This is a genomic window from Paracoccus contaminans (assembly GCF_002105555.1).
Classification (GTDB): domain Bacteria; phylum Pseudomonadota; class Alphaproteobacteria; order Rhodobacterales; family Rhodobacteraceae; genus Paracoccus; species Paracoccus contaminans.
This window is the reverse complement of the sequence record NZ_CP020612.1, coordinates 262,407-282,871: the sequence shown is the minus strand read 5'-3', so window position 1 is coordinate 282,871 and position 20,465 is coordinate 262,407. Positions and strand designations below refer to the sequence as shown.

Genomic DNA, 20,465 nt, shown 5'->3' with positions numbered 1-20,465 from the left:
GCGATGCGGGGCCGTCTGAGCCTGCTGATCGGGGCGGCGGCGCTGGCCGCGCTCGGCGCTTGCGCGCCCGGCGGCAAGGGACTGGCAACGCCGCCCCGGCCCAAGCCCGAGCAGGTCAATGTCAAGGTCGTGAACCGCGCCCCGGCCGGGCCGCGCCTGTCGCGGGCCAGCGTTTCCACCAAGTCCGGCGATATCCTGATCCTCGAGCCGGACGGCTCGGTCAGCACGGTGGCGCTGGACAGCCCCTCGGGGCGCGATGCCTTTGAGGTCACCGAGCAGGAGCTGAACGCCCTTTCGGCCAATCTGGGCCTCAAGCTGTCGCCGGCGGATGTGGCGAACTTCGACATCGTGGCCCCCGAAAAGCCGCGCGTGCCGACCGAGCAGGAAAAGGCGCTCGAGGCATTCGCGGCCCGCACCCGGCCGGCGCTGCCGGACTTTCCGGCCGGCTTCAAGGCCAAGCCGGAGAATTTCGGCGGTGCGCTGGTCCGGCCGCTCAGCGGGGACAAGTCGGGCGAGCTGGTCGAGGTGTCGGCCAGGCTCAAGCCGGGGGTGGACGCGGACCTCGCCTTTGCCTATGCCACCTGCGCGCTTGCCGGCTGGGCCAAGGCGCAGGGCAGGCATTATGGTCGCCACATCCGCACCCTGCAGAACAAGGGCGGCGGCACCTTGCAGGTCGGATCGGTCTTCACCCTGTCCGACAAGAAGCCGATGGGCTTGCGGGTGATGGAAACCAATCAGACCTTGCAGAGCTGCAAGGATCGCGGCATTCCCGCCGCGTGACGAGGGGACTGGACAAGCATGGCTGAATTCTTCGCATCCCCTCTGGGAACCGCGGTCATCCTGCTGGCGCAAGGGCTCGCGATCATCGCCTTCGTGATGATCTCGCTGCTGTTCCTGGTCTATGGCGACCGCAAGGTCTGGGCGGCGGTCCAGATGCGGCGCGGCCCGAACGTCGTCGGGCCGTGGGGCCTGCTGCAATCGGTGGCCGACGCGCTGAAATACGTCGTCAAGGAAATCGTCGTCCCGGCGGGGGCCGACAAGTTCGTCTTCTTCCTTGCGCCGTTCCTGTCGATGATGCTGGCGATGCTGGCCTGGGTGGTGGTGCCCTTCGCACCCGGCTGGGTCATGGCCAACATCAACGTGGGCGTGCTGTTCATCTTCGCCGTCTCCTCGCTCGAGGTTTATGGCGTCATCATGGGTGGCTGGGCGTCGAACTCGAAATACCCCTTCCTCGCCTCGCTGCGTTCGGCCGCGCAGATGATCTCATACGAGGTTTCGCTGGGCCTCATCATCATCGGCGTCATCATTTCGGCGGGGACGATGAACCTGTCGGGCATCGTGGAAAGCCAGCGCGGCGGATACGGGCTGTTCAATTGGTACTGGCTGCCGCATCTGCCGATGCTGGTGCTGTTCTTCGTCAGCGCGCTGGCCGAGACGAACCGCCCGCCCTTCGATCTGTCCGAGGCGGAATCCGAACTGGTCGCCGGGCATATGGTCGAATATTCCTCGACGCCCTACCTGCTCTACATGGCGGGTGAATACATCGCCATCTTCCTGATGTGCGCGCTGATCTCGATCCTGTTCTTCGGCGGCTGGCTCTCGCCGATTCCCGGCCTGCCCGATGGGGCGCTGTGGATGGTGCTGAAGATGTGGGTCTGGTTCTTCATGTTCGCGATGGTGAAGGCGATCGTGCCGCGCTATCGCTATGACCAGCTCATGCGAGTCGGCTGGAAAGTCTTCCTGCCGCTGTCGCTGGCCTGGGTCGTGCTGGTCGCGTTCCTTGCCCGCTTTCAGGTGCTGGGCGGCGCATGGGCGCGTTGGGATCACCTGGTGCCGATCGGCGCCACCATGACAGGAGGCTGATGATGGCCGTCAAGGAATTCGCCGCCGCACTGGGCGCAGCCTCGGAAACCGACAAGGCGACGCTGGCACAGTTCATCGTCGAGGCGCTGGCGCAGGCCGGCCTGCCGCAGGACAGCGCCGCCAAGCGGCTGATCGTCGCCGCGATGGACCGCTATGCGGACGAAGAGGGAACCGCCTGATATGGCCGTCGATCTGGTCCGCGCGACCAAGTATTTCCTGCTGTGGGATTTCATCAAGGGCTTCGGCCTGGGGATGAAGTATTTCTTCGCCCCCAAGGCGACGATCAACTATCCGCATGAACGCGGCCCCCTGTCGCCCCGTTTCCGGGGTGAACATGCCCTGCGCCGCTACCCGTCGGGCGAGGAACGCTGCATCGCCTGCAAGCTGTGCGAGGCGATCTGCCCGGCCCAGGCGATCACCATCGACGCCGAGCCGCGGGAGGACGGCAGCCGCCGCACCACGCGCTATGACATCGACATGACCAAATGCATCTATTGCGGTTTTTGCCAGGAGGCATGCCCGGTCGATGCGATCGTCGAAAGCCCCAATCTCGAATTTGCGACCGAGACGCGCGAGGAGCTGTTCTACGACAAGGAAAAGCTGCTGGCCAATGGCGAGCAGTGGGAATCCGTGATCGCCCGCAACCTTCAGGTGGACGCGCCCTATCGATGAGCGACGGTTTCGCCAGGCTCTTTTCCCAGATGCTCGCCTCGGGGCAGGAGATGGCGCGCGCCTTCAATCCGGGGCTCGAGAATTTCGATCCCCGCGCCTTTGAAAAGCTGATCCCCACCATGTCCGCCGACATGATGGAGATGTGGTTCGGCCGCACCTTCAACCGCGAGGGGCTGGACGCCAAGACGCGCCTGCTGCTGACGATCGGCGCGCTGACCGTTCAGGGCGGGGCGGCCGAGCCGCAGCTGCGCCTTGCCGTGCGCCACGCGCGCCAGGCCGGCGCGACCCAGCGCGAGATCGCCGAGACGATCTGGCAGATGAGCATGTTCGGGGGCGTGCCCGCCATGCAGAAGGCGCTTGATCTGGCGCAGTCGGTATTCGCCGAAGAGGAAGACCAGGGATGATCACCTTTTCATTCTATCTGTTCGCGCTGTGCGTGGTGGTGTCCGGCTTCATGGTGGTCATCTCGCGCAACCCGGTCCATTCGGTGCTGTGGCTGATCCTTGCCTTCCTGTCCGCAGCGGGTCTTTTCGTCCTGCAGGGGGCCGAGTTCGTGGCCATGCTGCTGATCATCGTCTATGTCGGGGCGGTGGCGGTGCTGTTCCTGTTCGTCGTCATGATGCTGGACATCGACTTTGCCGAGCTCAAGGGCGAGCTGGCGCGCTATCTGCCGCTGGGTCTGCTGATGGGGCTGGTGGTTCTGGCGATGCTGGGGATCGCCTTCGGGGCCTGGCAGTCGGCCGACACGGCGGCGGATGCGCGCGTGGCGCCCATCATCGCCAACACGATCAACACCCATGCGATCGGCGCCGTGCTGTATGACCGCTACCTGCTGCCCTTCCAGCTGTCAGGGCTGATCCTGCTGGTCGCGATGATCGGGGCGATCCTACTGACCCTGCGCCACCGCCGCGACATCAAGCGGCAGGACGTGCTGCAGCAGATGTGGCGCGATCCGAAGAAGGCGATGCGGATGACCAACCCGAAGCCGGGGCAGGGGCTGTGAAGCTGGCGGTGGCCATGGCACTGGGCGCAATTTCGGGCTTGGCGGCGTGCGTTGGCTCTCAAGAGGACGCCGCGCCATCGCTGTCCCCCGACCTGCCGCACTGCGGGTTTCAAGACATTGAGTCAGGTGCTGGGCCTGACGAAAAATTGTCGAATGGAATGGTCGGCCGTGCCGGCGGTTATGGCGTACCGCAAGGCTTTGGATCGTACTACCAGGTCGAGGACTGCCGGACGGGGGCAACCCTTGATCTGACCAAGTCGCGCATCGGCTACACCGATGCCGGCGAAGTCAAGGGGCCAGATCGAGCCAAGGAGGTCGAGACGGTCCGCAAGATTTTGCTGGCGGGCCGGGTCAAGGATCTGGCCGCGCTTGACCAGCTCGCTCGACGCAATCCCATCTCGACGATGGCCGCCGACAGGCCGGGGACGGAAAGCTGTGGATGCGCGGCCTTTTACCCCGATCTGCGGGGCGGCAAGGCACCGTACGTGACTGCGCGGTAGCCTGATGCAAGATCGTCATCCGGCCGAATTCTGTTGCCCGCTGTTCTATTCAGGCGGCGTGATCTAAGACCTGCGCGAGAGAGTCGCGCCAAGACGACAACCGGGGACACGGACCGGAAGAGGGACGAAGCGAATGATCGGACTGACCCATTACCTCATCGTCGGGGCGATTCTGTTCGTCACCGGCGTGTTCGGCATCTTCGTCAACCGCAAGAACGTCATCGTCATCCTGATGTCGATCGAACTGATCCTGCTGTCGGTCAATATCAACTTTGTCGCCTTTTCCTCGCATCTGGGCGATCTGGCGGGGCAGGTCTTCACGATGTTCGTCCTGACCGTCGCCGCGGCTGAGGCGGCGATCGGACTGGCGATTCTGGTCGTGTTCTTCCGCAACCGCGGCACGATCGAAGTCGAAGACGTCAACGTGATGAAGGGTTGAGAGCATGGAAAAGTTCATCGTCCTCGCCCCGTTCGCGGCCTCGATCATCGCTGGTTTCGGCTGGCGGGTAATCTCGGAAAAAGGCGCGCAGGTTCTGACGACCGCCATTCTGTTCGCAGCCTGCGTGATGTCCTGGATCCTGTTCCTGGGCTTTGACGGCACCACGCGGCACATCCCCGTCATGGATTGGGTGGTCACGGGCGATTTCCGCGCCGAATGGGCGATCCGGCTGGACCGGCTGACGGCGATCATGCTGATCGTGGTCACCTCGGTGTCGGCGCTCGTTCATCTTTATTCGATGGGCTACATGGCCCATGACGACAACTGGGCCGAGGACGAGCCTTACCGGGCGCGCTTCTTCGCTTATCTGTCGTTCTTCACCTTCGCGATGCTGATGCTGGTGACGGCCGACAACCTGCTCCAGATGTTCTTCGGCTGGGAAGGGGTGGGCGTCGCCTCCTATCTGCTGATCGGCTTCTACTACAGAAAGCCCAGTGCCAATGCGGCGGCGATGAAGGCCTTCATCGTCAACCGGGTGGGGGATTTTGGCTTTCTGCTGGGGATTTTCGGCATCTTCTGGCTGACCGGCACGATCCGCTTTGACGAGATCTTCGCCCAGGTTCCGCAGATCGCCCAGACCGAGCTGCCGTTCCTGTGGACGACGTGGAATGCCGCCAACCTGCTGGGCGTGCTGCTGTTCATCGGCGCGATGGGCAAGTCGGCGCAGCTTGGCCTGCACACTTGGCTGCCCGACGCAATGGAAGGCCCGACCCCGGTATCGGCCCTGATCCATGCCGCGACCATGGTGACGGCGGGGGTGTTCCTCGTCTGCCGCATGTCGCCGCTGTATGAATTCGCGCCCGACGCCAAGAACTTCATCGTGCTGGTCGGCGCCTGCACGGCCTTCTTTGCCGCCACCGTGGGGCTGGTCCAGAACGACATCAAGCGCGTGATCGCCTATTCGACCTGTTCGCAGCTGGGCTACATGTTCGTCGCCGCCGGAGTTGGCGTCTATTCCGTTGCCATGTTCCACCTGCTGACGCATGCCTTCTTCAAGGCGATGCTGTTCCTGGGCGCCGGTTCGGTCATCCATGCGATGCACCACGAACAGGACCTGCGGAACTATGGCGGCCTGCGCAAGAAGATCCCGCTGACCTTCTGGGCGATGCTGATCGGCACGCTGGCGATCACGGGCGTCGGCATTCCGCTAACCACCATCGGCTTTGCCGGCTTCCTGTCCAAGGATGCCGTGATCGAAAGCGCCTATGGCTCGGGCCATGCCTATGCCTTCTGGCTGCTGGTCATCGCGGCGATGTTCACCAGCTTCTATTCCTGGCGCCTGATGTTCCTTACCTTCTGGGGCGCGCCGCGTCCGCAGCAGGTATGGGATGCCGAGGTCAAGGCCGAGGAGGAGGTGCAACCCCAGGAACACGGGCATGCGGCGCATGGCCATGACGACCACCACCACGGCGGTCTGCACGCTCATGAGCATGCGCATGAAAGCCCGGCGGTGATGCTCGTCCCGCTGGCGGCGCTGGCCGTGGGCGCGGTCTTTTCGGGGATGGTCTGGTATAACCAGTTCTTTGGCGATCACGAACGCATGGCGCAGTTCTTCCACATGGGCCATGATGTCCATGCTGCCGCGGAAGGTGCCCCCGCGGCCGATCATGCCGCAGCCCCCGAGGGGACGGCGGCGGCCGGCCCGGTCCATGCCGATGCCGTGCAGCCGGCGGGCGAGGGCGCTGAGGCGGGCCATGACAGCGGCGCCGCAGGGCATGATCTGCCCGCGCCGGTGGGCGGGGCAATCTACATGCACCCTGACAACCACGTTCTGGACGCGGCGCATCATGCCCCGGTCTGGGTCAAGGTTGCGCCTTTCTTTGCCATGCTGGCGGGGCTGGCCGTGGCCTGGGTCATGTATATCCGCAATCCCGGCAGCGCCGCGGCGCTGGCCGCGATCCAGCGCCCGCTGTATCGCTTCCTGCTGAACAAGTGGTATTTCGACGAAGTCTATGACGCCGTTTTCGTGCGCACCGCGCGCTGGCTTGGCCGGGCCTTGTGGACCGGAGGCGACGGGCGGACGATCGATGGCGCGATCAACGGCGTGGCGATGGGGCTGGTGCCGCGGATGACGCGCTTTGCCGGGCGGGTTCAGTCGGGCTATCTGTTCCACTATGCGTTCGGCATGGTGCTGGGCCTCGTGGGCCTGCTGATCTGGGTGATGGCGCGGGGCATGAACTGAGATGACGACCACTTACCCGCTATTGTCCATCATCACCTTCCTGCCGATCGTGGCGGCGTTGGTGCTGGCGCTGTTCCTGCGCGGCAATGACGAGGCCGCGGCCCGCAATGCGCGCTGGCTGGCGCTGGTGGCCACGGTGGCGACCTTCGCGATCAGCTGTCTGGTGCTGGCCGGGTTCAACCCGCAGGACACCGGCTTTCAGCTGGTCGAGGACAAGCCTTGGATCATGGGCCTGCGCTACAAGCTGGGCGTCGACGGTATCTCGATCCTGTTCGTGATGCTGACCACGGCCCTGATGCCGCTGGTGATCCTGTCCACCTGGCAGATGAACGACCGCGCCAAGGACTACATGATCGCCTTCCTCGTGCTGGAAGGGTTGATGATCGGTGTCTTCGTCGCGCTGGATCTGATCCTGTTCTACCTGTTCTTCGAAGCCGGGCTGATCCCCATGTTCCTGATCATCGGGATCTGGGGCGGCAAGGACCGCATCTATGCGGCCTTCAAGTTCTTCCTCTACACCTTCCTCGGCTCGGTCCTGATGCTGGTGGCGATGGTGGCGATGTATCGGATGGCGGGCACCACCGACATTCCGGCGCTGATGGCCTTTGACTTTCCCAGCGAGCCGATCCCCGTCTTCGGCACCTATCTGCTGGGCGGGATGCAAATGCTGCTGTTCCTGGCCTTCTTTGCCAGCTTCGCGGTCAAGATGCCGATGTGGCCGGTTCATACCTGGCTGCCCGATGCGCATGTGCAGGCCCCGACTGCGGCCTCGGTGCTGCTGGCGGCGGTGCTGCTGAAGATGGGGGGATACGGGTTCCTGCGCTTCAGCCTGCCGATGTTCCCGCAGGCGGCGGCCATCGCCCAGCCGGTGGTTTTCTGGCTGTCGGCCATTGCCATCGTCTATACCAGCCTTGTCGCCCTGGCGCAGAGCGACATGAAAAAGCTGATCGCCTATTCCTCGGTGGCGCATATGGGCTATGTGACGCTCGGGATCTTTGCGGCCAACCAGCCAGGGGTCGAGGGTGCGATCTTCCAGATGCTGTCGCACGGCTTCGTGTCGGGTGCGCTGTTCCTGCTGGTCGGGGTGATCTATGACCGCATGCACACGCGCGAGATTGCGGCCTATGGCGGGCTGGTGAACCGGATGCCGCTTTACGCGCTCGTCTTCCTGTTCTTCACGATGGCCAATGTCGGCCTGCCCGGCACCTCAGGTTTCGTGGGCGAATTCCTGACGATCCTCGGCGCCTTCCGGGTGAACACCTGGGTCGCGGTCGTGGCGACTGCGGGGGTGATCCTGTCGGCCTCATACGGGCTGTGGCTTTATCGCCGCGTGGCACTTGGGCCGCTGGTCCGCGAAAGCCTTGCCTCGATCACCGAGATGACGCCGCGGGAGCGCTGGATCTTTGTCCCGCTGATCGCCATGACGATCCTGCTGGGCGTGTATCCGCGCGCCGTGACCGATCTGACCGGCCCGGCGGTTGCCGCCCTGCTGAACGATTATCATTCCAGCTTGCCGCCTGCGGCGGGGGCGACGCAGATCGCCGCCGCCCCGGTTGCCAGCCACTGAGAAAGTCCGCCGCATGACCTCGCTTGACCTCACCACGACCCTGCCCGAGGTGGCGCTGGCCCTTTATGCGCTCGCCGCTCTGCTGCTGGGCGCTTTTCTTGGCAAGGACCGGATCGCCGGAACGGTGCTGGGGCTTTCCGTGGCGGCGCTGCTGATTGCGGCCTTTGCCGTGGGCTGGACGGACCGGCTCGACACGCAGGCCTTCTGGGGCATGTTCATCGACGACGCCTTCGCACGCTTTGCCAAGGTCACGGCGCTCGTCTCTGCCGCGATGGTCCTGGCGATGAGCGCGGGATATCTCAAGCGCCAGGGGATGCTGCGGTTCGAGCTTCCGATCCTGGTCGTCCTGGCCGTGATCGGCATGATGGTCATGTGTTCCGCCGGCGACCTGCTGACGGTCTATATGGGGCTGGAGCTGCAATCGCTGGCGCTTTACGTCGTGGCCGCGATGCGGCGCGACAGCGCGCGCTCGTCCGAGGCGGGGCTGAAGTATTTCGTGCTCGGCTCGCTCAGCTCGGGGATGCTGCTTTACGGGGCCTCGCTGGTCTATGGTTTTGCGGGCACCACCAATCTGGCCGGGGTGGCGCAGGTGGTTCACGCCGGCGCCATGCCCGTGGGCCTGCTGTTCGGCATGGTGTTCCTGCTGGTCGGCCTGGCCTTCAAGGTGTCCGCCGTGCCGTTCCACATGTGGACGCCGGATGTCTATGAAGGCTCGCCCACCCCGGTGACGGCCTTTTTTGCGACAGCCCCCAAGGTCGCGGCGATGGCGCTGATCGCGCGGCTGCTGTGGGGCGCCTTCGGCCATGTGCCGGGCGACTGGGCGCAGATCGTTGCAGTGATGGCGCTGCTGTCGATGTTCCTCGGCTCGATCGCGGGGATCGGCCAGCGCGACATCAAGCGCCTGATGGCCTATTCCTCGATCGCGCATATGGGCTTTGCCCTGATCGGGCTGGCCGCGGGCACCGCCTATGGCGTGCAGGCGATGCTGATCTACATGGCGATCTATGTGGTCATGAATGTCGGCAGCTTCGCCTTCATCCTGTCGCTGGAACGCGGCGGGCGGCCAGTCACTGCGTTGGCAGATCTGAACCTGCTGGCCCGCGACGAGCCGCTCAAGGCGCTGGCCATGCTGATCTTGCTGTTCAGCCTTGCCGGCGTTCCCCCGATGCTGGGTTTCTTCGCCAAGTTCGGCGTCCTCAAGGCAGCGGTGGATGCAGGCCTTGGCTGGCTGGCGGTGCTGGGCGTCATCGCCTCGGTCATCGGGGCGTTCTATTACCTGCGCATGGCCTATTACCTTTATTTCGGTTCGCGGCAGGACGACGACGTTCGGATGAACACCGGGCCGATGCAGTGGCTGGCGCTGGTGGGCTCCGCCCTCGTCATGGTGCTGGGCACCGTCACCATGCTGGGCACCGACCGGGCGGCCGAACACGCCGCTGCTTCGCTAGTCGGCCCCAATGCAGCGGTTGCCGCACCCGTCGCCGTCGCCACGCGGCGCGTTGACTGACCTGCCCGGCATCCCGCCCCGTGCCCGCTGGCCCGAGCGGGTCGGCCGGCACGTCCTGCCGCGCTGCGCCAGCACCAATGCCGAGGCGCTTCGCCTGGTGCCGATGCTGGCCGGGCCGGCGTGGATCCTGGCGCTGGAGCAGTTCGCCGGCCGAGGACGGCGCGGGCGTATTTGGCACATGCCGGCCGGCAACTTTGCCGCCTCATTGGCGCTGAAGCCGCAAGGCGGACCGGCGGGGGCTTCGCTCTACAGCTTTGTCGCGGCGCTGGCCCTTCATGACGCGCTGGCGCTGGCCTGCGGCCCGTCCGCCCGGCTGGCGATAAAATGGCCCAATGACGTGCTGCTGAACGGGGGCAAGGTCGCTGGCATCCTGCTGGAAAGCGCCGGCACCGGACAGGAACTTGCCGCCCTTGCGGTGGGCATCGGTGTCAACCTCGCTGCTTCCCCCTCAGCCGATCAGCTGGAGGAGGGGGCGGTTCCCGCAGTTTCCGTCCTGGGCGAAACCGGCCATGCCGTCGCGCCGGGCGATTTTCTGGACATTCTCGCCCCCGCCTTTGCGCATTGGCAGGCGCAGCTGGAAAGCCGCGGCTTTGCCCCGATCCGGGCGGCCTGGCTGGCGCGGGCCGCAGGCATGGGCCAGCCCGTCACGGCGCGCACCGGATCAGTCAGCCGCCGCGGCATCTTCGAGGGGATCGACCAGCAGGGCGCATTGATGCTGCGCATGGCGGCGGGGTGCGAGATCATCCCGGCGGCCGACATCCATTTTGACGGGGCGTGCTGATGCTGCTGTGCATCGATACCGGCAACACCAACACGGTGTTCTCGATCTGGGACGGGGCGCGGTTCCTGTGCACCTGGCGGATCGCCACCGACCACCGCCGCACGGCCGACGAATATTTCGTCTGGCTGCGTTCGCTGATGCGGTTGCACGAACTTGATGTCAGCATTGATGCCTGCATCATCAGCTCGACCGTGCCGCGCGTGGTGTTCAACCTGAGGGTGCTGTGCAGCCGCTATTTCGACACAAGGCCCCTTGTCGTCGGCAGGCCCGATTGCCTGTTGCCCGCGCCCCCGCGGGTCGATGCGGGGGCGGTGGTGGGGCCGGACCGGATCGTGAACACCTGGGCCGCGTTCGACCGCTATGGGCCGCATCTGACGGTGGTGGATTTCGGCACCGCCACGACCTTTGACGTGGTGGACGTGGACGGCGCCTATGTGGGCGGGGTGATCGCGCCAGGGGTGAACCTGTCGCTTGAGGCGCTGCACATGGGCGCGGCCTCGCTGCCCCATGTCGATATCACCCGCCCCGCGCAGGTGATCGGCACGAATACGGTTGCATGCATCCAGTCGGGCGTGTTCTGGGGATATGTCGGGCTGGTGCGCGAGATCTGTTCGCGGATCGCGGCCGAACGGGGGCGAGCGATGAAGATCATCGCCACCGGGGGCCTTGCCGCCCTGTTCGACCAGAGCGCCGATCTGTTCGACAACTGGGACGACGATCTGACCATTCACGGGCTGCGGCTCATCTTTGATCACAACAGGGAGGCGGGCAATGTCTGAGCGCCTGATCTATCTGCCGCTGGGCGGCGCGGGCGAAATCGGCATGAACGCCTATGTCTATGGCCATGGGCAGCCGGGGCGCGAAAGGCTGATCCTGGTCGATCTGGGCGTGACCTTCGGGGACATGGACAGCGCGCCGGGCATCGACCTCATCATGCCCGATCTGCGCTGGCTTGAGGATAACCGCGACCGGCTTGAGGCGATCTTCATCACCCACGGGCACGAGGATCATGTCGGCGCCCTGGGCCTTTTGTGGAACCGGCTGCGGGTGCCCGTCTATGCCCGCCGTTTCACCGGAGCCCTGGCCCGCATGAAGATGGAGGAAGCCGGCGTCCCCACCGACCAGCTGCGCATCGTCGCCCCGCGCCCCGAGGTGGTCGAGGCAGGGCCGTTCCGCGTCCAGTTCGTGCCGGTCAGCCATTCGATTCCGGAAAGCGCGGCGCTGCTGATCGACACTCCGGCCGGGCGGATCGTCCACACGGGCGATTTCAAGCTCGACGGCACCCCCGTCGTGGGCGAGGCATTCGATGCGGTCGCCTGGCACGATATCGCGCAGGAAGCGTCGATCAAGGTGCTGGCCTGCGATTCGACCAATGTGTTCTCGCCCCATCCCGGCCGGTCCGAGGCGCTGCTGGCAAACCCGCTGCTCGATTTCGTCCTGGCGCAGAAGCAGATGATCGTGGCGACGACCTTCGCCTCGAATGTCGCGCGGCTCAAGACGCTGGCCGATGCGGGGGTGGCGGCGGGGCGGCGGGTCTGCCTCTTGGGCCGGGCGATGCGCAAGATGGTGACCGCTGCGGTCGAAACCGGGATTCTGCGCGATTTTCCGGCCGTGATCGGCCCCGAGGAGGCGGCAAACCTGCCCCGTGACAAGGTCATGCTGATCGTCACCGGCAGCCAGGGTGAACGCCGGGCGGCGTCCATGCAGCTGTCGATGGGCAAATATCTGGGGATCGAGCTGAAGGAGGGGGACAGCTTCCTGTTCTCCAGCCGGACGATCCCGGGCAATGAACGGCCGGTCGGGCGGATCATGAACAACCTCAGCCGTCTTGGCGTGGATGTGTTCGATCCCGATGACGGGATGTATCATGTGTCGGGCCATGCCAACCGCCCCGATCTTGAGGCGCTGCACGACCTGCTCAAGCCCAGGGTGCTGATCCCGATGCATGGCGAGCACATGCATCTGCGCGAGCACGCGATGATCGGGCGCGCCAAGGGAATGGCGGCGGGGATCGTCACCAACGGCATGATGATGGACCTGACGGGCGACGTGCCGCGGCAGGTGGACGAGGTGCCGACGGGCCGGGTCTATCTGGACGGCACGGTTCTGATCGGCGCGATGGACGGCGTCGTGCGCGACCGAATCCGCATGGCCCTGAACGGTCATGCCACCGTGTCGGTCATCATCGACGAGAATGACGAACCTCTGCCCGATGCCTGGGTGGAAACCATGGGCCTTGCCGCACAGGGGCGGGCCGGTGTTCCGCTGGCCCGGCATGTGGAAAGCGAGCTGGCCGATTATCTTGAGCGGGTCGATTCCCAGACCGTTCTTGACGATCGCAAGCTGGACGAGGGCCTGCGCCGCATCGTCAGGCAGGCCACGATGGAGGAAATCGGCAAAAGGCCCGAAGTCAGGATCATCATCTCGCGGCTGGCCGCCGACTGATGCTGGGCCTGGCGGCGCTCGGCTGTGCGCTGATCTGCCTTTCCGGCGGAATGGCCATGCCGGACGACGCCCCCCGGGACAGGCGCGCGCTGATCCTGGCGCTGCTCCAGCTTGGCGGGGGGATGCTGCTGGGCTGGCTGGTCAGCTGGGTGATGGGGCTGACAGCGGCCGAAACGGCTGCGCTGGTGCTGGTGGGCGCCGCGCCGGGCGCAGCCGGCGCCATCCCGATGGCGGCACTGGCGGGCGGGGATGCGACGCTGGCGCAGGGAACCGTGGCGGCAGGCAGCTTTGCCGGGGCGGTCGGCAGCTTTGCGGGGCTGGGCGCGAGCGTCCTGATCACTTTCGCCGCAGGGGGCGGGGCGCTGTGGTGGCTTGTCCTTGCCGCAACCCTGCCGACCTGGCTGGGGATGGGCCTGCGCCATCGGCTGCCGCACGGGATCATCCGCGCCGTGAGCCTTGCCGCCGGTCTGGCCCTCGGCGCGATGATCGTGGCCGCGCTGGTCCTGGGCACTGCCGGGGCAGGGCCATGGCCGCTCGCCGGGGCGGCGCTGGTCATGGCGGGGGCCTTGTCCGTGCTTGGCCACGCAGCGGGGCAGGCGATCGGCGGCACTGCCGCAGGAGCGAGCGGGGCGGTTGTTCTGCCGATGCGGAATGTCGCGATCCCGATGCTGGCCGGCTTCGCCGCCGGCATGCCTGCGGCGCCGCTGGCGGCGGGTGCCTTTGGCATCGCGATGTATCTGCCGGTGCTGGCGCTGGTGTTCGCCAAGGCGAGGCGCGCGCGCCCCTAGCCCTGGGCGTCAGTGATCGCCATGCGCATGCTCGCGGTCAATGACGAAGCGCTTGTCGCAATAGCCGCAATCGACCCACCCCATCTCGGGCGAGATCGACAGCCAGACCCGCGGATGGCCCAGCCCGAGCGCCTCATCCCCGCTACAGGCGACCTTCCATGACGTGACCACCTCCGTCGCGGGGGCGGGGTATTCGGCCGAGACGCCGTCCTGATTGGTGGAAAGGGGGGTTTCGGTCGGGGGCACGCGCATGAGGATCTCTTGTGCTGGCGGGCGAAGGCCGGTTTAAGGGTGCCATTCTATCCAGACTGCCGCCTGCCGCAAGCCGGCATGGCCGCCCAGGCCCGCCCGGACATCAGATGACACCAGCCCCGACCCAAGCCGCAATCCGCCTGACAGGCCTGCGCAAGACCTATGCCGCCTCGGGCAAGGCGCCTGCCAAGCAGGCGCTGCGGGGGCTGGACCTGACCATCCCGCGCGGCTCGATCTTCGGCCTGCTCGGCCCCAACGGGGCGGGGAAATCCACGCTGATCAACATCCTGGCCGGGCTGGTCAACAAGACGGCCGGGCAGGTTGAGATCTGGGGCTTTGACCAGGACGTGAACCCGCGCCAGTCGCGCGCCGCCATCGGGGTCATGCCGCAGGAGCTGAACATCGACCCCTTCTTCACCCCGCGCGCCAGCCTCGAGGTGCAGGCGGGGCTGTATGGCGTGCCCAGGTCCGACCGCTGGACGGACGAGATCCTGGCGCTGGTCGGGCTGACGGCGCAGGCCGAAAGCTATTCGCGCCAGCTTTCGGGCGGGATGAAGCGGCGGCTGCTGCTGGCCAAGGCGCTGGTCCACCGCCCCCGCATCCTCGTGCTGGACGAGCCGACGGCGGGCGTGGACATCGCCCTGCGCGAGATGCTGTGGGACAATGTGCGGCAGTTGAACGCCCAGGGCATGACCGTGATCCTGACCACCCATTATCTGCAGGAGGCCGAGGAGATGTGCGACGAGATCGCCATCATCAACCACGGCGAAAAGGTGGTACAGGAACGCACGATCAGCCTGCTGGCGCGTGCGGGGTCCAAGACGCTGGTGGTGGATCCGGGGCCGTCCTGGGCGGGCAGCATCCCGCCCATCCCGCAGGGCGTCGCGGCAGAACGGCGGCCCGAGGGGCGGCTTGCCTTCAGCTATGCGCCCGCGCGGGTGACGGCAGACCGCATCATCGACAGCCTGCGCGCGGGCGGGGTGCCGATGCTGGACATCGCCAGCGAACAGCCCGACCTTCAGGACGTGTTCCTGTCGCTGACCCGCGGCTAAAGCCAGCGTTTCCAGCGCGCCAGCAGATAGATCAGCAGCGCCGAACAGACCATCGCGCATAGCGCCGCCGGGTATCCCCAAGCCCAGTGCAGCTCGGGCATCCGGTCGAAGTTCATCCCGTAGATCGAGGCGATCATCGTCGGCGGCAGGAACAGCGCGGCAACCACCGAGAGCACCCGCACCGTGTTGTTCTGTTGCAGGTTGATCAGGCCCAGCGTCGCATCGACATTCATCGACAGGCGCGAGCCGAGGAAATCTGCATGCACCTCGAGCGCCTGGACATCACGGTTGACCGACTTGGTCAGCGCCCGCAGCCGGCTGGAATCGGCATGGTCCTGCGCATCGGTGGTGTAAAAGCCCAGCACCCGTTCGATGGTCAGCAGGGCCACACGCACGCGGGCCATCACCTCGGCCTGCCGCCCGATCTTGATGAGCGTCTCGCGCAGCTCGGTCCCGGCATTGGCGTCGCCCTTTTCAAGAACCATGGTGCCGGTATGATCCAGCACCTTGCCCACGCCTTCCAGGATATCGGCCAGCCGGGCGACGATCTCGTCGATGAGGCCCAGGAAGATGTGGTCCGCGCTGGCCACCCCCGCGGCTGACCGCTCGGCCCGCGCCGGATAGGTCGTGAAGGGGCGCGGCGCGTGATGGCGCACGGTCACCAGGCGTTCGGCCGTGAGGATGAAGGCGACCGGCATGGCCACCGGCTTGCCGTCCGGCAGCTCGCCCGGCAGGACGGCGGTCATGTAGGCGGTGTCCCCCTCGCGGTAGAGGCGGTTGGAGATCTCGATCTCCTCCATGTCCTCAAGCGTGGGCACGTCCACGCCGAAGCCGCGCATCAGCCGCGCCTGGCTGTCGAGCGGCCGATAGAGATCGATCCAGCGCGCATGCTCCAGATCCTCGCCCGGCGGGAGCAGGGCAAGGCCGCCGGCCCGCGGGACATAGGCGTTCAGCATCGGCGTTCGGTCATCAGTCCAGGGACACCATGCGCCCCATCGGCCGCCCGGCCAGCAGGTGCAGATGGAAATGCGGCACCTCCTGCATGCCATGGGGGCCGGCATTGGCGATGGCGCGGAAGCCGCTGCCGCCATGGGCAAGGCTCAGCCCTTCGGACCGGGCGACCTCGGCCGCCAGGCGGTTGAAGCCGATGATTTCCGCATCCGCCGCATTCGCCGCGAAATCGTCATAGCTGACATAGGCGCCGCGCGGGATCACCAGCACATGCACGGGGGCCTGCGGGTTGATGTCGCGGAAGGCAAGCGCGTGTTCGTTCTGCGCCACTATAGTGGCGGGGATTTCGCCGCGCAGGATGCGGGCAAAGACGTTGTTGCTGTCATAGGTCATCAGGCGCTCCGATTCAGTCGTCGAACAGATAGTCGGTCTGGGCAAGGGTCATCGCCAGGTCGGGCGGCACATCGAGAAAGCGTTGCAGGGCATCCGCGTTCCGTTCCGTGCCGTTCCTGTGCGAGATGGTCTGGAACTCGCCCACGCCAAGATCGCGGATGCGCTCGATCTCATGTTCCAGGTCGCTGCGGACGGCGGGGATCAGCCGGTTCACCCGTTCGGGGACGCTGTGCTGCCCCGCCAGGCCCACCCGCGCGATATGGCCGCGCACATAATCGTCGTCAAAATCGGATTCGATCAGCAGCACGCGGGTGACGGCCTTGTCCTCGATGAAATCCTGCACCAGCCCCAGCGCCGATGGATCAAGGCAAATGGCCACCCGGCGCGATTCGAACTGGTCGAACAGCATGCGCACCAGCGCGCGGCGATGCCGTTCGCGTTTTTCGACAGTGGTCTCGATCCCGCCCATGTCGGGCAGTTCGGCCTCGATCTCGTTGAACAGATAGTTCACGGCCGGAATGTCGGTGTGCCAGCGGATCGCCGCGGTCAGGCGCTTGGCGACATGCCATTTCTTGCAGACGATCATCAGCAAGGTGCGATCGCGCCCCAGGCTGCCCTCGGCTTCCCAGAAGCGCTGGCCGAAGCGGCGGCCGATGCGGCCGCGCTGGGTGAGAAAGCGGTAAAGCCCCGCGGCCTCGTTCGAGATGGGGAACTCGGCCTCGTCGGCCTTCCACAGGGCGCCCAGGCGCTCGCGCAAGGTGATCGCCTCGGCGCTGATCTTGCGGGCGAACAGATAGTCCTGGCCCAGCAGCAGGTCATAGTGATCGTTGTGGAATGTCACCGGCATCCCGTAATCGGTGAACATCAGGAAGGTCAGCGTCCGGGTGCGGATTTCCCGGCGCGGCACCACATGGGGCACGATCGTCTGAAAGAACGTCTCGTCGGGGATCCACGAGGTAGCAAAGAACCGCATGACATCGCGGCGCGAATCGCAGAAGGCCAGCACGTTTTCCACCGTCTGACGGCGCAGGCACCACCATTGCGACCCGATCATCACCTGGATGTCGGCCGGGATCTTGCGGGTCAGCCCAAGCCGCTTCTGGATCTCGTAGCTGCCATAGAACAGGCTTTTCTGGGTTCGTTCGTTGAACCAGAAGCGATAGATCAGCCGCTCTTCCTTGAAGCCGGTCTTGATCCAGTCGCTCTCGAAGAAATCGAAGCTCTCGATATAGTCCAGATCCTCGGCATCCAGGAAGTCATGGGCATAGCGGGCCGACTTGATCGGCATGCAGTCGCCCGACAGCATGTAGAAATGCGTGGCGGCCGGGAAGGCCGCGACCGCGGCGCGCACTGCCTCGAGCGTGGCGGCCACCAGCGACCATTCGCCCCAGCCGCATTTGATCCGCCGCGCCGCAAAGGTCACGCCGGGGTTATCGGCCAGGGCGGTGCGGATGGCGTCGAAATCGGCGGCCTTGGCCCGCGCGTCGAAATGGATCGAGACATAGTCGCCCGATCCGGTCAGCCGGCGGGCCTGGGCGATGATGCCCTTGGGATCCTTGTGGCACAGCAGGATGAATGCGATCCGGGCCATGATCCCATCTAGACGAAAACCGGCGCGAGCCTTCACGATCGGCCCCGGGACGAAGGAAAGGGCGCCGGGCGAGTTGCGCTCTGTCCTTAACGATTTTAAGGGCATGGGCAAGCCGCCAGCATCCTTGCACAGGACTTAGATCATGGCCTTTCCCGGTACCTGGATGACCGAAAGCGAAAGCCTCGCCTATCGCGTCGTTCCCAAATGCGCCTGCTCGACCATCGGGCAGATCATGTTCCATTCCGATCACGGGCGCTATTTCGACGGGGACATCCATGATTCCACCAGCGGCATGCACAAGTGGAACCAGGACGAGAGCCAGGCCGCGATCGAACGCGCGGTCAAGGCGCGCAAGCCGGTCAGCTTCACCTGCGTGCGCAACCCCTATGCGCGCATCCTGTCGTCCTTCTTTGACAAGATCGCCGGCATCCAGCGCAACGGCAAGCGCTATCGCGGCAACATGATTCCCCAGATCGCCCAGCGTTACGGGGTCGAGGTCGGCAGCCCCGAGAACAATTTCGACTTCGACCAGATCACCAGCTTCCGCCGCTTTCTTCTGTTCGCGCGCGACACCATCCGCTGGCGCCGCCCGATGGAGCCGGACATCCACTGGTCGGCCATGTCGGGCCACATCGCCACCTTCATCGTGAATGGCGGGCGCTATGACCAGATCTTCTTCACCGAAAAGTTCGACGAGGGGATGCAGAAGGTGCTGGACGCCGCCGACACCCCCGTGAAGGTCGATCTCAAGTCAGTCCCGCGGTTCAACGAATCGGAAGGCCATGGGCCAAAGCGCCTGCACAAGGTCAGCGAGTATTTCGACGACCTGTCGCGGCATCTCGTCTGGGAAATCTACAAGAAGGATTTCCAGCTGTTCCGCTATGACTTCCATAACCCCGACAACAAGATGCCCAAGGGCGAGGTGGATCTGGACGAGGTGCATGCCAAGCTGGGCCGATAGGCGGGCAGGGGCCGCGGCCGGCCCCATCGTCCGCTCGCCCTGAGGGGCGCCGGCCCGCCCCCACGGGGCGCGGGCGCCCTCAGATGGCGGGGCTGTGTCCGCTCGCCCGGACGGCATAGGCGTCAAGGGCGCGGGCGATCATCCGGGTCAGCGGCCGCCCCCGTTCGGGGATGGTCAGGCCCGATTCGTCGATCGTGACCATGCTGCCGAACTGCGCCCCGACCGGGGCAAGCAGGGCCGACAGCCGCTCGGCCGTCAGGCCGTGGTCGCGCGCGAACTCGGCCGCGTCGATGCGGAAATCGCACATCAGCGCCTCGATCATGCGGGCGCGCCAGATGTCCTCGGCACAGAAGGCATGCCCGCGCTCGGTGGCGAAACGGCCCTCGCGGATCGCCTTGACATAGGCGCCCGTGGCCGGGGCGTTCTGCGCATATCCTTGCGGAAAGCGCGAGATCGACGAGGCGCCGAGGCCGATCAGCGTGCGGGCCTGATCATCGGTGTAGCCCTGGAAATTGCGGCGCAGGCGGCCTGCCTTCTGCGCCGCCGCCAGCCCGTCGCCGGGCCGGGCGAAATGGTCGATGCCGATCTCGTCATAGCCGTCGGCGACCAGCAGCCTGCGCGCCGTCTCGAACAGGCGCAGCCGTTCCTGCGGGCCGGGCAGCGCCCCTTCGGGGATCATCACCTGGCGCTTGGCCATCCAGGGCACATGGGCATAGCCGTAGAGGGCGATGCGGTCTGGCGACAGGGCCAGCAGCTTGTGGATGGAATCGGCGATCCGGTGCGAAGTCTGGTGGGGCAGGCCATAGAGGATGTCGGCGTTGAGACTGGCGATCCCGCGCGCCCGGATCATCCGCACAGCCCGCGCCGTCAGATCCCAGCCCTGCTCGCGCCCGATGGCGGCCTGGATTTCAGGGTCGAAATCCTGCACCCCGATCGAGGCGCGGGTCATACCCGCCGCAGCCAGGGCGTCAAGACGCGCCTCGTCGATCTCGCCCGGGTCGATCTCGACGGAAAACTCGGCGTCCGGGGCAAGCGGAAAGGCCGAGAACACCGCCCCCGCCAGGCGCGTCATCACATCGGGCGGCATCAGCGTGGGCGTGCCGCCCCCCCAGTGCAGGCGCGACAAGGTCATCCCTTCGGGCAGCGCCGCCTTGAGAAGGGCCAGCTCCTGTTCCAGCACCTCGGCATAGGCGCGCACGGGGGCATCCGATTGCGTGCCCTGCGTGCGGCAGGCGCAGAACCAGCACAGCCGCCGGCAGAAGGGGACATGGATGTAAAGCGACAGGGTGCTGCCCGCAGCGGTCGCCCCCACCCAGCCGGCAAAATCCGCCGCCCCAACCGACGGGGTGAAATGCGGCGCGGTCGGATAGGACGTATAGCGCGGCACGCGCGCGTCAAACAGCCCCAGCCGGGTCAGTTGCGATTCCGGTTCCATGCCTCTAATCAGACAGGATCAGC

22 protein-coding genes are annotated in these 20,465 nt (G+C 65.8%); 17 read left to right on the top strand and 5 right to left on the bottom strand.

Annotation, left to right across the window (positions count from 1 at the left end; all coding sequences use genetic code 11):
* The first annotated feature begins 3 nt into the window (after positions 1-3).
* The 15 genes from B0A89_RS01370 (at position 4) to B0A89_RS01305 (ending at position 13,807) form a co-directional block, all read left to right on the top strand.
* The gene (locus B0A89_RS01370) at positions 4-780 is read left to right on the top strand and encodes a hypothetical protein (RefSeq protein ID WP_085376605.1); all 777 of its coding nucleotides are present in this window, start codon (positions 4-6) and stop codon (positions 778-780) included.
* Positions 781-798: 18 nt separating this feature from the next.
* Positions 799-1,863, top strand: a complete 1,065-nt coding sequence (gene nuoH / locus B0A89_RS01365; RefSeq protein WP_085376604.1) for an NADH-quinone oxidoreductase subunit NuoH — start codon at positions 799-801, stop codon at positions 1,861-1,863.
* The gene (locus tag B0A89_RS14505; RefSeq protein ID WP_157115208.1) at positions 1,863-2,042 is read left to right on the top strand and encodes a hypothetical protein; all 180 of its coding nucleotides are present in this window, start codon (positions 1,863-1,865) and stop codon (positions 2,040-2,042) included. The genes nuoH and B0A89_RS14505 overlap by 1 nt, the downstream gene beginning before the upstream one ends.
* Position 2,043: 1 nt before the next feature.
* Positions 2,044-2,535 (top strand): NADH-quinone oxidoreductase subunit NuoI, encoded by a 492-nt coding sequence (gene nuoI / locus B0A89_RS01360; RefSeq protein WP_085376603.1) that lies wholly within the window; start codon positions 2,044-2,046, stop codon positions 2,533-2,535.
* Entirely contained in the window at positions 2,532-2,939 is a 408-nt protein-coding gene (locus B0A89_RS01355; protein ID WP_085376602.1) for a carboxymuconolactone decarboxylase family protein, read from the top strand. The genes nuoI and B0A89_RS01355 overlap by 4 nt, the downstream gene beginning before the upstream one ends.
* Positions 2,936-3,538 (top strand): NADH-quinone oxidoreductase subunit J, encoded by a 603-nt coding sequence (locus B0A89_RS01350; protein ID WP_085376601.1) that lies wholly within the window; start codon positions 2,936-2,938, stop codon positions 3,536-3,538. Before B0A89_RS01355 ends, B0A89_RS01350 begins: the two co-directional genes overlap by 4 nt.
* A complete protein-coding gene (locus B0A89_RS01345) occupies positions 3,535-4,038 on the top strand; it encodes a hypothetical protein (RefSeq protein WP_157115207.1) in 504 nt (167 codons plus the stop codon). The genes B0A89_RS01350 and B0A89_RS01345 overlap by 4 nt, the downstream gene beginning before the upstream one ends.
* 133 nt (positions 4,039-4,171) lie before the next feature.
* Positions 4,172-4,477 carry an NADH-quinone oxidoreductase subunit NuoK gene (gene nuoK / locus B0A89_RS01340; RefSeq protein ID WP_085376599.1) on the top strand — a complete coding sequence of 102 codons (306 nt, stop codon included), beginning with the start codon at positions 4,172-4,174 and terminating at the stop codon, positions 4,475-4,477.
* A gap of 4 nt (positions 4,478-4,481) precedes the next feature.
* Entirely contained in the window at positions 4,482-6,719 is a 2,238-nt protein-coding gene (nuoL, locus tag B0A89_RS01335; protein ID WP_085376598.1) for an NADH-quinone oxidoreductase subunit L, read from the top strand.
* A 1-nt stretch (position 6,720) separates the two neighbouring features.
* Positions 6,721-8,286 carry an NADH-quinone oxidoreductase subunit M gene (locus tag B0A89_RS01330; protein ID WP_085376597.1) on the top strand — a complete coding sequence of 522 codons (1,566 nt, stop codon included), beginning with the start codon at positions 6,721-6,723 and terminating at the stop codon, positions 8,284-8,286.
* Between the two features lie 13 nt (positions 8,287-8,299).
* A complete protein-coding gene (gene nuoN / locus B0A89_RS01325) occupies positions 8,300-9,793 on the top strand; it encodes an NADH-quinone oxidoreductase subunit NuoN (protein WP_085376596.1) in 1,494 nt (497 codons plus the stop codon).
* Complete coding sequence (locus B0A89_RS01320) at positions 9,786-10,574, top strand: biotin--[acetyl-CoA-carboxylase] ligase (RefSeq protein WP_240558587.1); 789 nt, start codon at positions 9,786-9,788, stop codon at positions 10,572-10,574. Before nuoN ends, B0A89_RS01320 begins: the two co-directional genes overlap by 8 nt.
* Positions 10,574-11,353 (top strand): type III pantothenate kinase, encoded by a 780-nt coding sequence (locus B0A89_RS01315; RefSeq protein ID WP_085376594.1) that lies wholly within the window; start codon positions 10,574-10,576, stop codon positions 11,351-11,353. Before B0A89_RS01320 ends, B0A89_RS01315 begins: the two co-directional genes overlap by 1 nt.
* Positions 11,346-13,019 carry a ribonuclease J gene (locus B0A89_RS01310; protein WP_085376593.1) on the top strand — a complete coding sequence of 558 codons (1,674 nt, stop codon included), beginning with the start codon at positions 11,346-11,348 and terminating at the stop codon, positions 13,017-13,019. Before B0A89_RS01315 ends, B0A89_RS01310 begins: the two co-directional genes overlap by 8 nt.
* A gap of 56 nt (positions 13,020-13,075) precedes the next feature.
* A complete protein-coding gene (locus B0A89_RS01305; RefSeq protein ID WP_169712118.1) occupies positions 13,076-13,807 on the top strand; it encodes a hypothetical protein in 732 nt (243 codons plus the stop codon).
* A 9-nt stretch (positions 13,808-13,816) separates the two neighbouring features.
* Here B0A89_RS01305 and B0A89_RS01300 read toward each other — a convergent pair whose 3' ends face one another.
* Positions 13,817-14,059, bottom strand: coding sequence for a zinc-finger domain-containing protein (locus tag B0A89_RS01300; protein ID WP_085376591.1), 243 nt, complete (start codon positions 14,057-14,059; stop codon positions 13,817-13,819).
* Between the two features lie 107 nt (positions 14,060-14,166).
* Between B0A89_RS01300 and B0A89_RS01295 the strand changes: the two genes are divergently transcribed.
* On the top strand, positions 14,167-15,111 hold the full coding sequence (locus B0A89_RS01295; protein ID WP_085376590.1) for an ABC transporter ATP-binding protein: 945 nt from the start codon (positions 14,167-14,169) through the stop codon (positions 15,109-15,111).
* Here the strand turns inward: B0A89_RS01295 and B0A89_RS01290 are convergent.
* The 3 genes from B0A89_RS01290 to B0A89_RS01280 are packed head-to-tail and all read right to left on the bottom strand — an operon-like array spanning position 15,108 to position 18,046.
* Positions 15,108-16,067: a magnesium transporter CorA family protein gene (locus B0A89_RS01290; protein ID WP_085376589.1), complete on the bottom strand. Its 960-nt coding sequence runs from the start codon at positions 16,065-16,067 to the stop codon at positions 15,108-15,110. The two genes, B0A89_RS01295 and B0A89_RS01290, sit on opposite strands and share 4 nt — an antisense overlap.
* A gap of 13 nt (positions 16,068-16,080) precedes the next feature.
* Entirely contained in the window at positions 16,081-16,455 is a 375-nt protein-coding gene (locus tag B0A89_RS01285) for an HIT domain-containing protein (RefSeq protein ID WP_085376588.1), read from the bottom strand.
* Positions 16,456-16,468: 13 nt separating this feature from the next.
* Complete coding sequence (locus tag B0A89_RS01280) at positions 16,469-18,046, bottom strand: DUF5928 domain-containing protein (protein WP_085376587.1); 1,578 nt, start codon at positions 18,044-18,046, stop codon at positions 16,469-16,471.
* Positions 18,047-18,188: 142 nt separating this feature from the next.
* Between B0A89_RS01280 and B0A89_RS01275 the strand changes: the two genes are divergently transcribed.
* Positions 18,189-19,007 (top strand): sulfotransferase family protein, encoded by an 819-nt coding sequence (locus B0A89_RS01275; protein ID WP_085376586.1) that lies wholly within the window; start codon positions 18,189-18,191, stop codon positions 19,005-19,007.
* Between the two features lie 79 nt (positions 19,008-19,086).
* Here B0A89_RS01275 and hemN read toward each other — a convergent pair whose 3' ends face one another.
* Positions 19,087-20,442: an oxygen-independent coproporphyrinogen III oxidase gene (hemN, locus tag B0A89_RS01270; protein ID WP_085376585.1), complete on the bottom strand. Its 1,356-nt coding sequence runs from the start codon at positions 20,440-20,442 to the stop codon at positions 19,087-19,089.
* Positions 20,443-20,465 lie beyond the last annotated feature (23 nt).

Bases quoted from the DNA above. Each gene is read 5' to 3' on its own strand.
- B0A89_RS01355 (WP_085376602.1), top strand. From the start codon at position 2,532: ATGAGCGACGGTTTCGCCAGGCTCTTTTCCCAGATGCTCGCCTCGGGG.
- B0A89_RS01350 (WP_085376601.1), top strand. From the start codon at position 2,936: ATGATCACCTTTTCATTCTATCTGTTCGCGCTGTGCGTGGTGGTGTCC.
- nuoI (WP_085376603.1), top strand. From the start codon at position 2,044: ATGGCCGTCGATCTGGTCCGCGCGACCAAGTATTTCCTGCTGTGGGAT.
- B0A89_RS14505 (WP_157115208.1), top strand. From the start codon at position 1,863: ATGATGGCCGTCAAGGAATTCGCCGCCGCACTGGGCGCAGCCTCGGAA.
- nuoL (WP_085376598.1), top strand. From the start codon at position 4,482: ATGGAAAAGTTCATCGTCCTCGCCCCGTTCGCGGCCTCGATCATCGCT.
- B0A89_RS01330 (WP_085376597.1), top strand. From the start codon at position 6,721: ATGACGACCACTTACCCGCTATTGTCCATCATCACCTTCCTGCCGATC.
- nuoH (WP_085376604.1), top strand. From the start codon at position 799: ATGGCTGAATTCTTCGCATCCCCTCTGGGAACCGCGGTCATCCTGCTG.
- B0A89_RS01305 (WP_169712118.1), top strand. From the start codon at position 13,076: ATGCCGGACGACGCCCCCCGGGACAGGCGCGCGCTGATCCTGGCGCTG.
- nuoK (WP_085376599.1), top strand. From the start codon at position 4,172: ATGATCGGACTGACCCATTACCTCATCGTCGGGGCGATTCTGTTCGTC.
- B0A89_RS01295 (WP_085376590.1), top strand. From the start codon at position 14,167: ATGACACCAGCCCCGACCCAAGCCGCAATCCGCCTGACAGGCCTGCGC.
- B0A89_RS01275 (WP_085376586.1), top strand. From the start codon at position 18,189: ATGGCCTTTCCCGGTACCTGGATGACCGAAAGCGAAAGCCTCGCCTAT.
- B0A89_RS01370 (WP_085376605.1), top strand. From the start codon at position 4: ATGCGGGGCCGTCTGAGCCTGCTGATCGGGGCGGCGGCGCTGGCCGCG.
- nuoN (WP_085376596.1), top strand. From the start codon at position 8,300: ATGACCTCGCTTGACCTCACCACGACCCTGCCCGAGGTGGCGCTGGCC.
- B0A89_RS01290 (WP_085376589.1), bottom strand. From the start codon at position 16,067: ATGCTGAACGCCTATGTCCCGCGGGCCGGCGGCCTTGCCCTGCTCCCG.
- B0A89_RS01315 (WP_085376594.1), top strand. From the start codon at position 10,574: ATGCTGCTGTGCATCGATACCGGCAACACCAACACGGTGTTCTCGATC.
- B0A89_RS01280 (WP_085376587.1), bottom strand. From the start codon at position 18,046: ATGGCCCGGATCGCATTCATCCTGCTGTGCCACAAGGATCCCAAGGGC.
- B0A89_RS01300 (WP_085376591.1), bottom strand. From the start codon at position 14,059: ATGCGCGTGCCCCCGACCGAAACCCCCCTTTCCACCAATCAGGACGGC.
- B0A89_RS01310 (WP_085376593.1), top strand. From the start codon at position 11,346: ATGTCTGAGCGCCTGATCTATCTGCCGCTGGGCGGCGCGGGCGAAATC.
- hemN (WP_085376585.1), bottom strand. From the start codon at position 20,442: ATGGAACCGGAATCGCAACTGACCCGGCTGGGGCTGTTTGACGCGCGC.
- B0A89_RS01285 (WP_085376588.1), bottom strand. From the start codon at position 16,455: ATGACCTATGACAGCAACAACGTCTTTGCCCGCATCCTGCGCGGCGAA.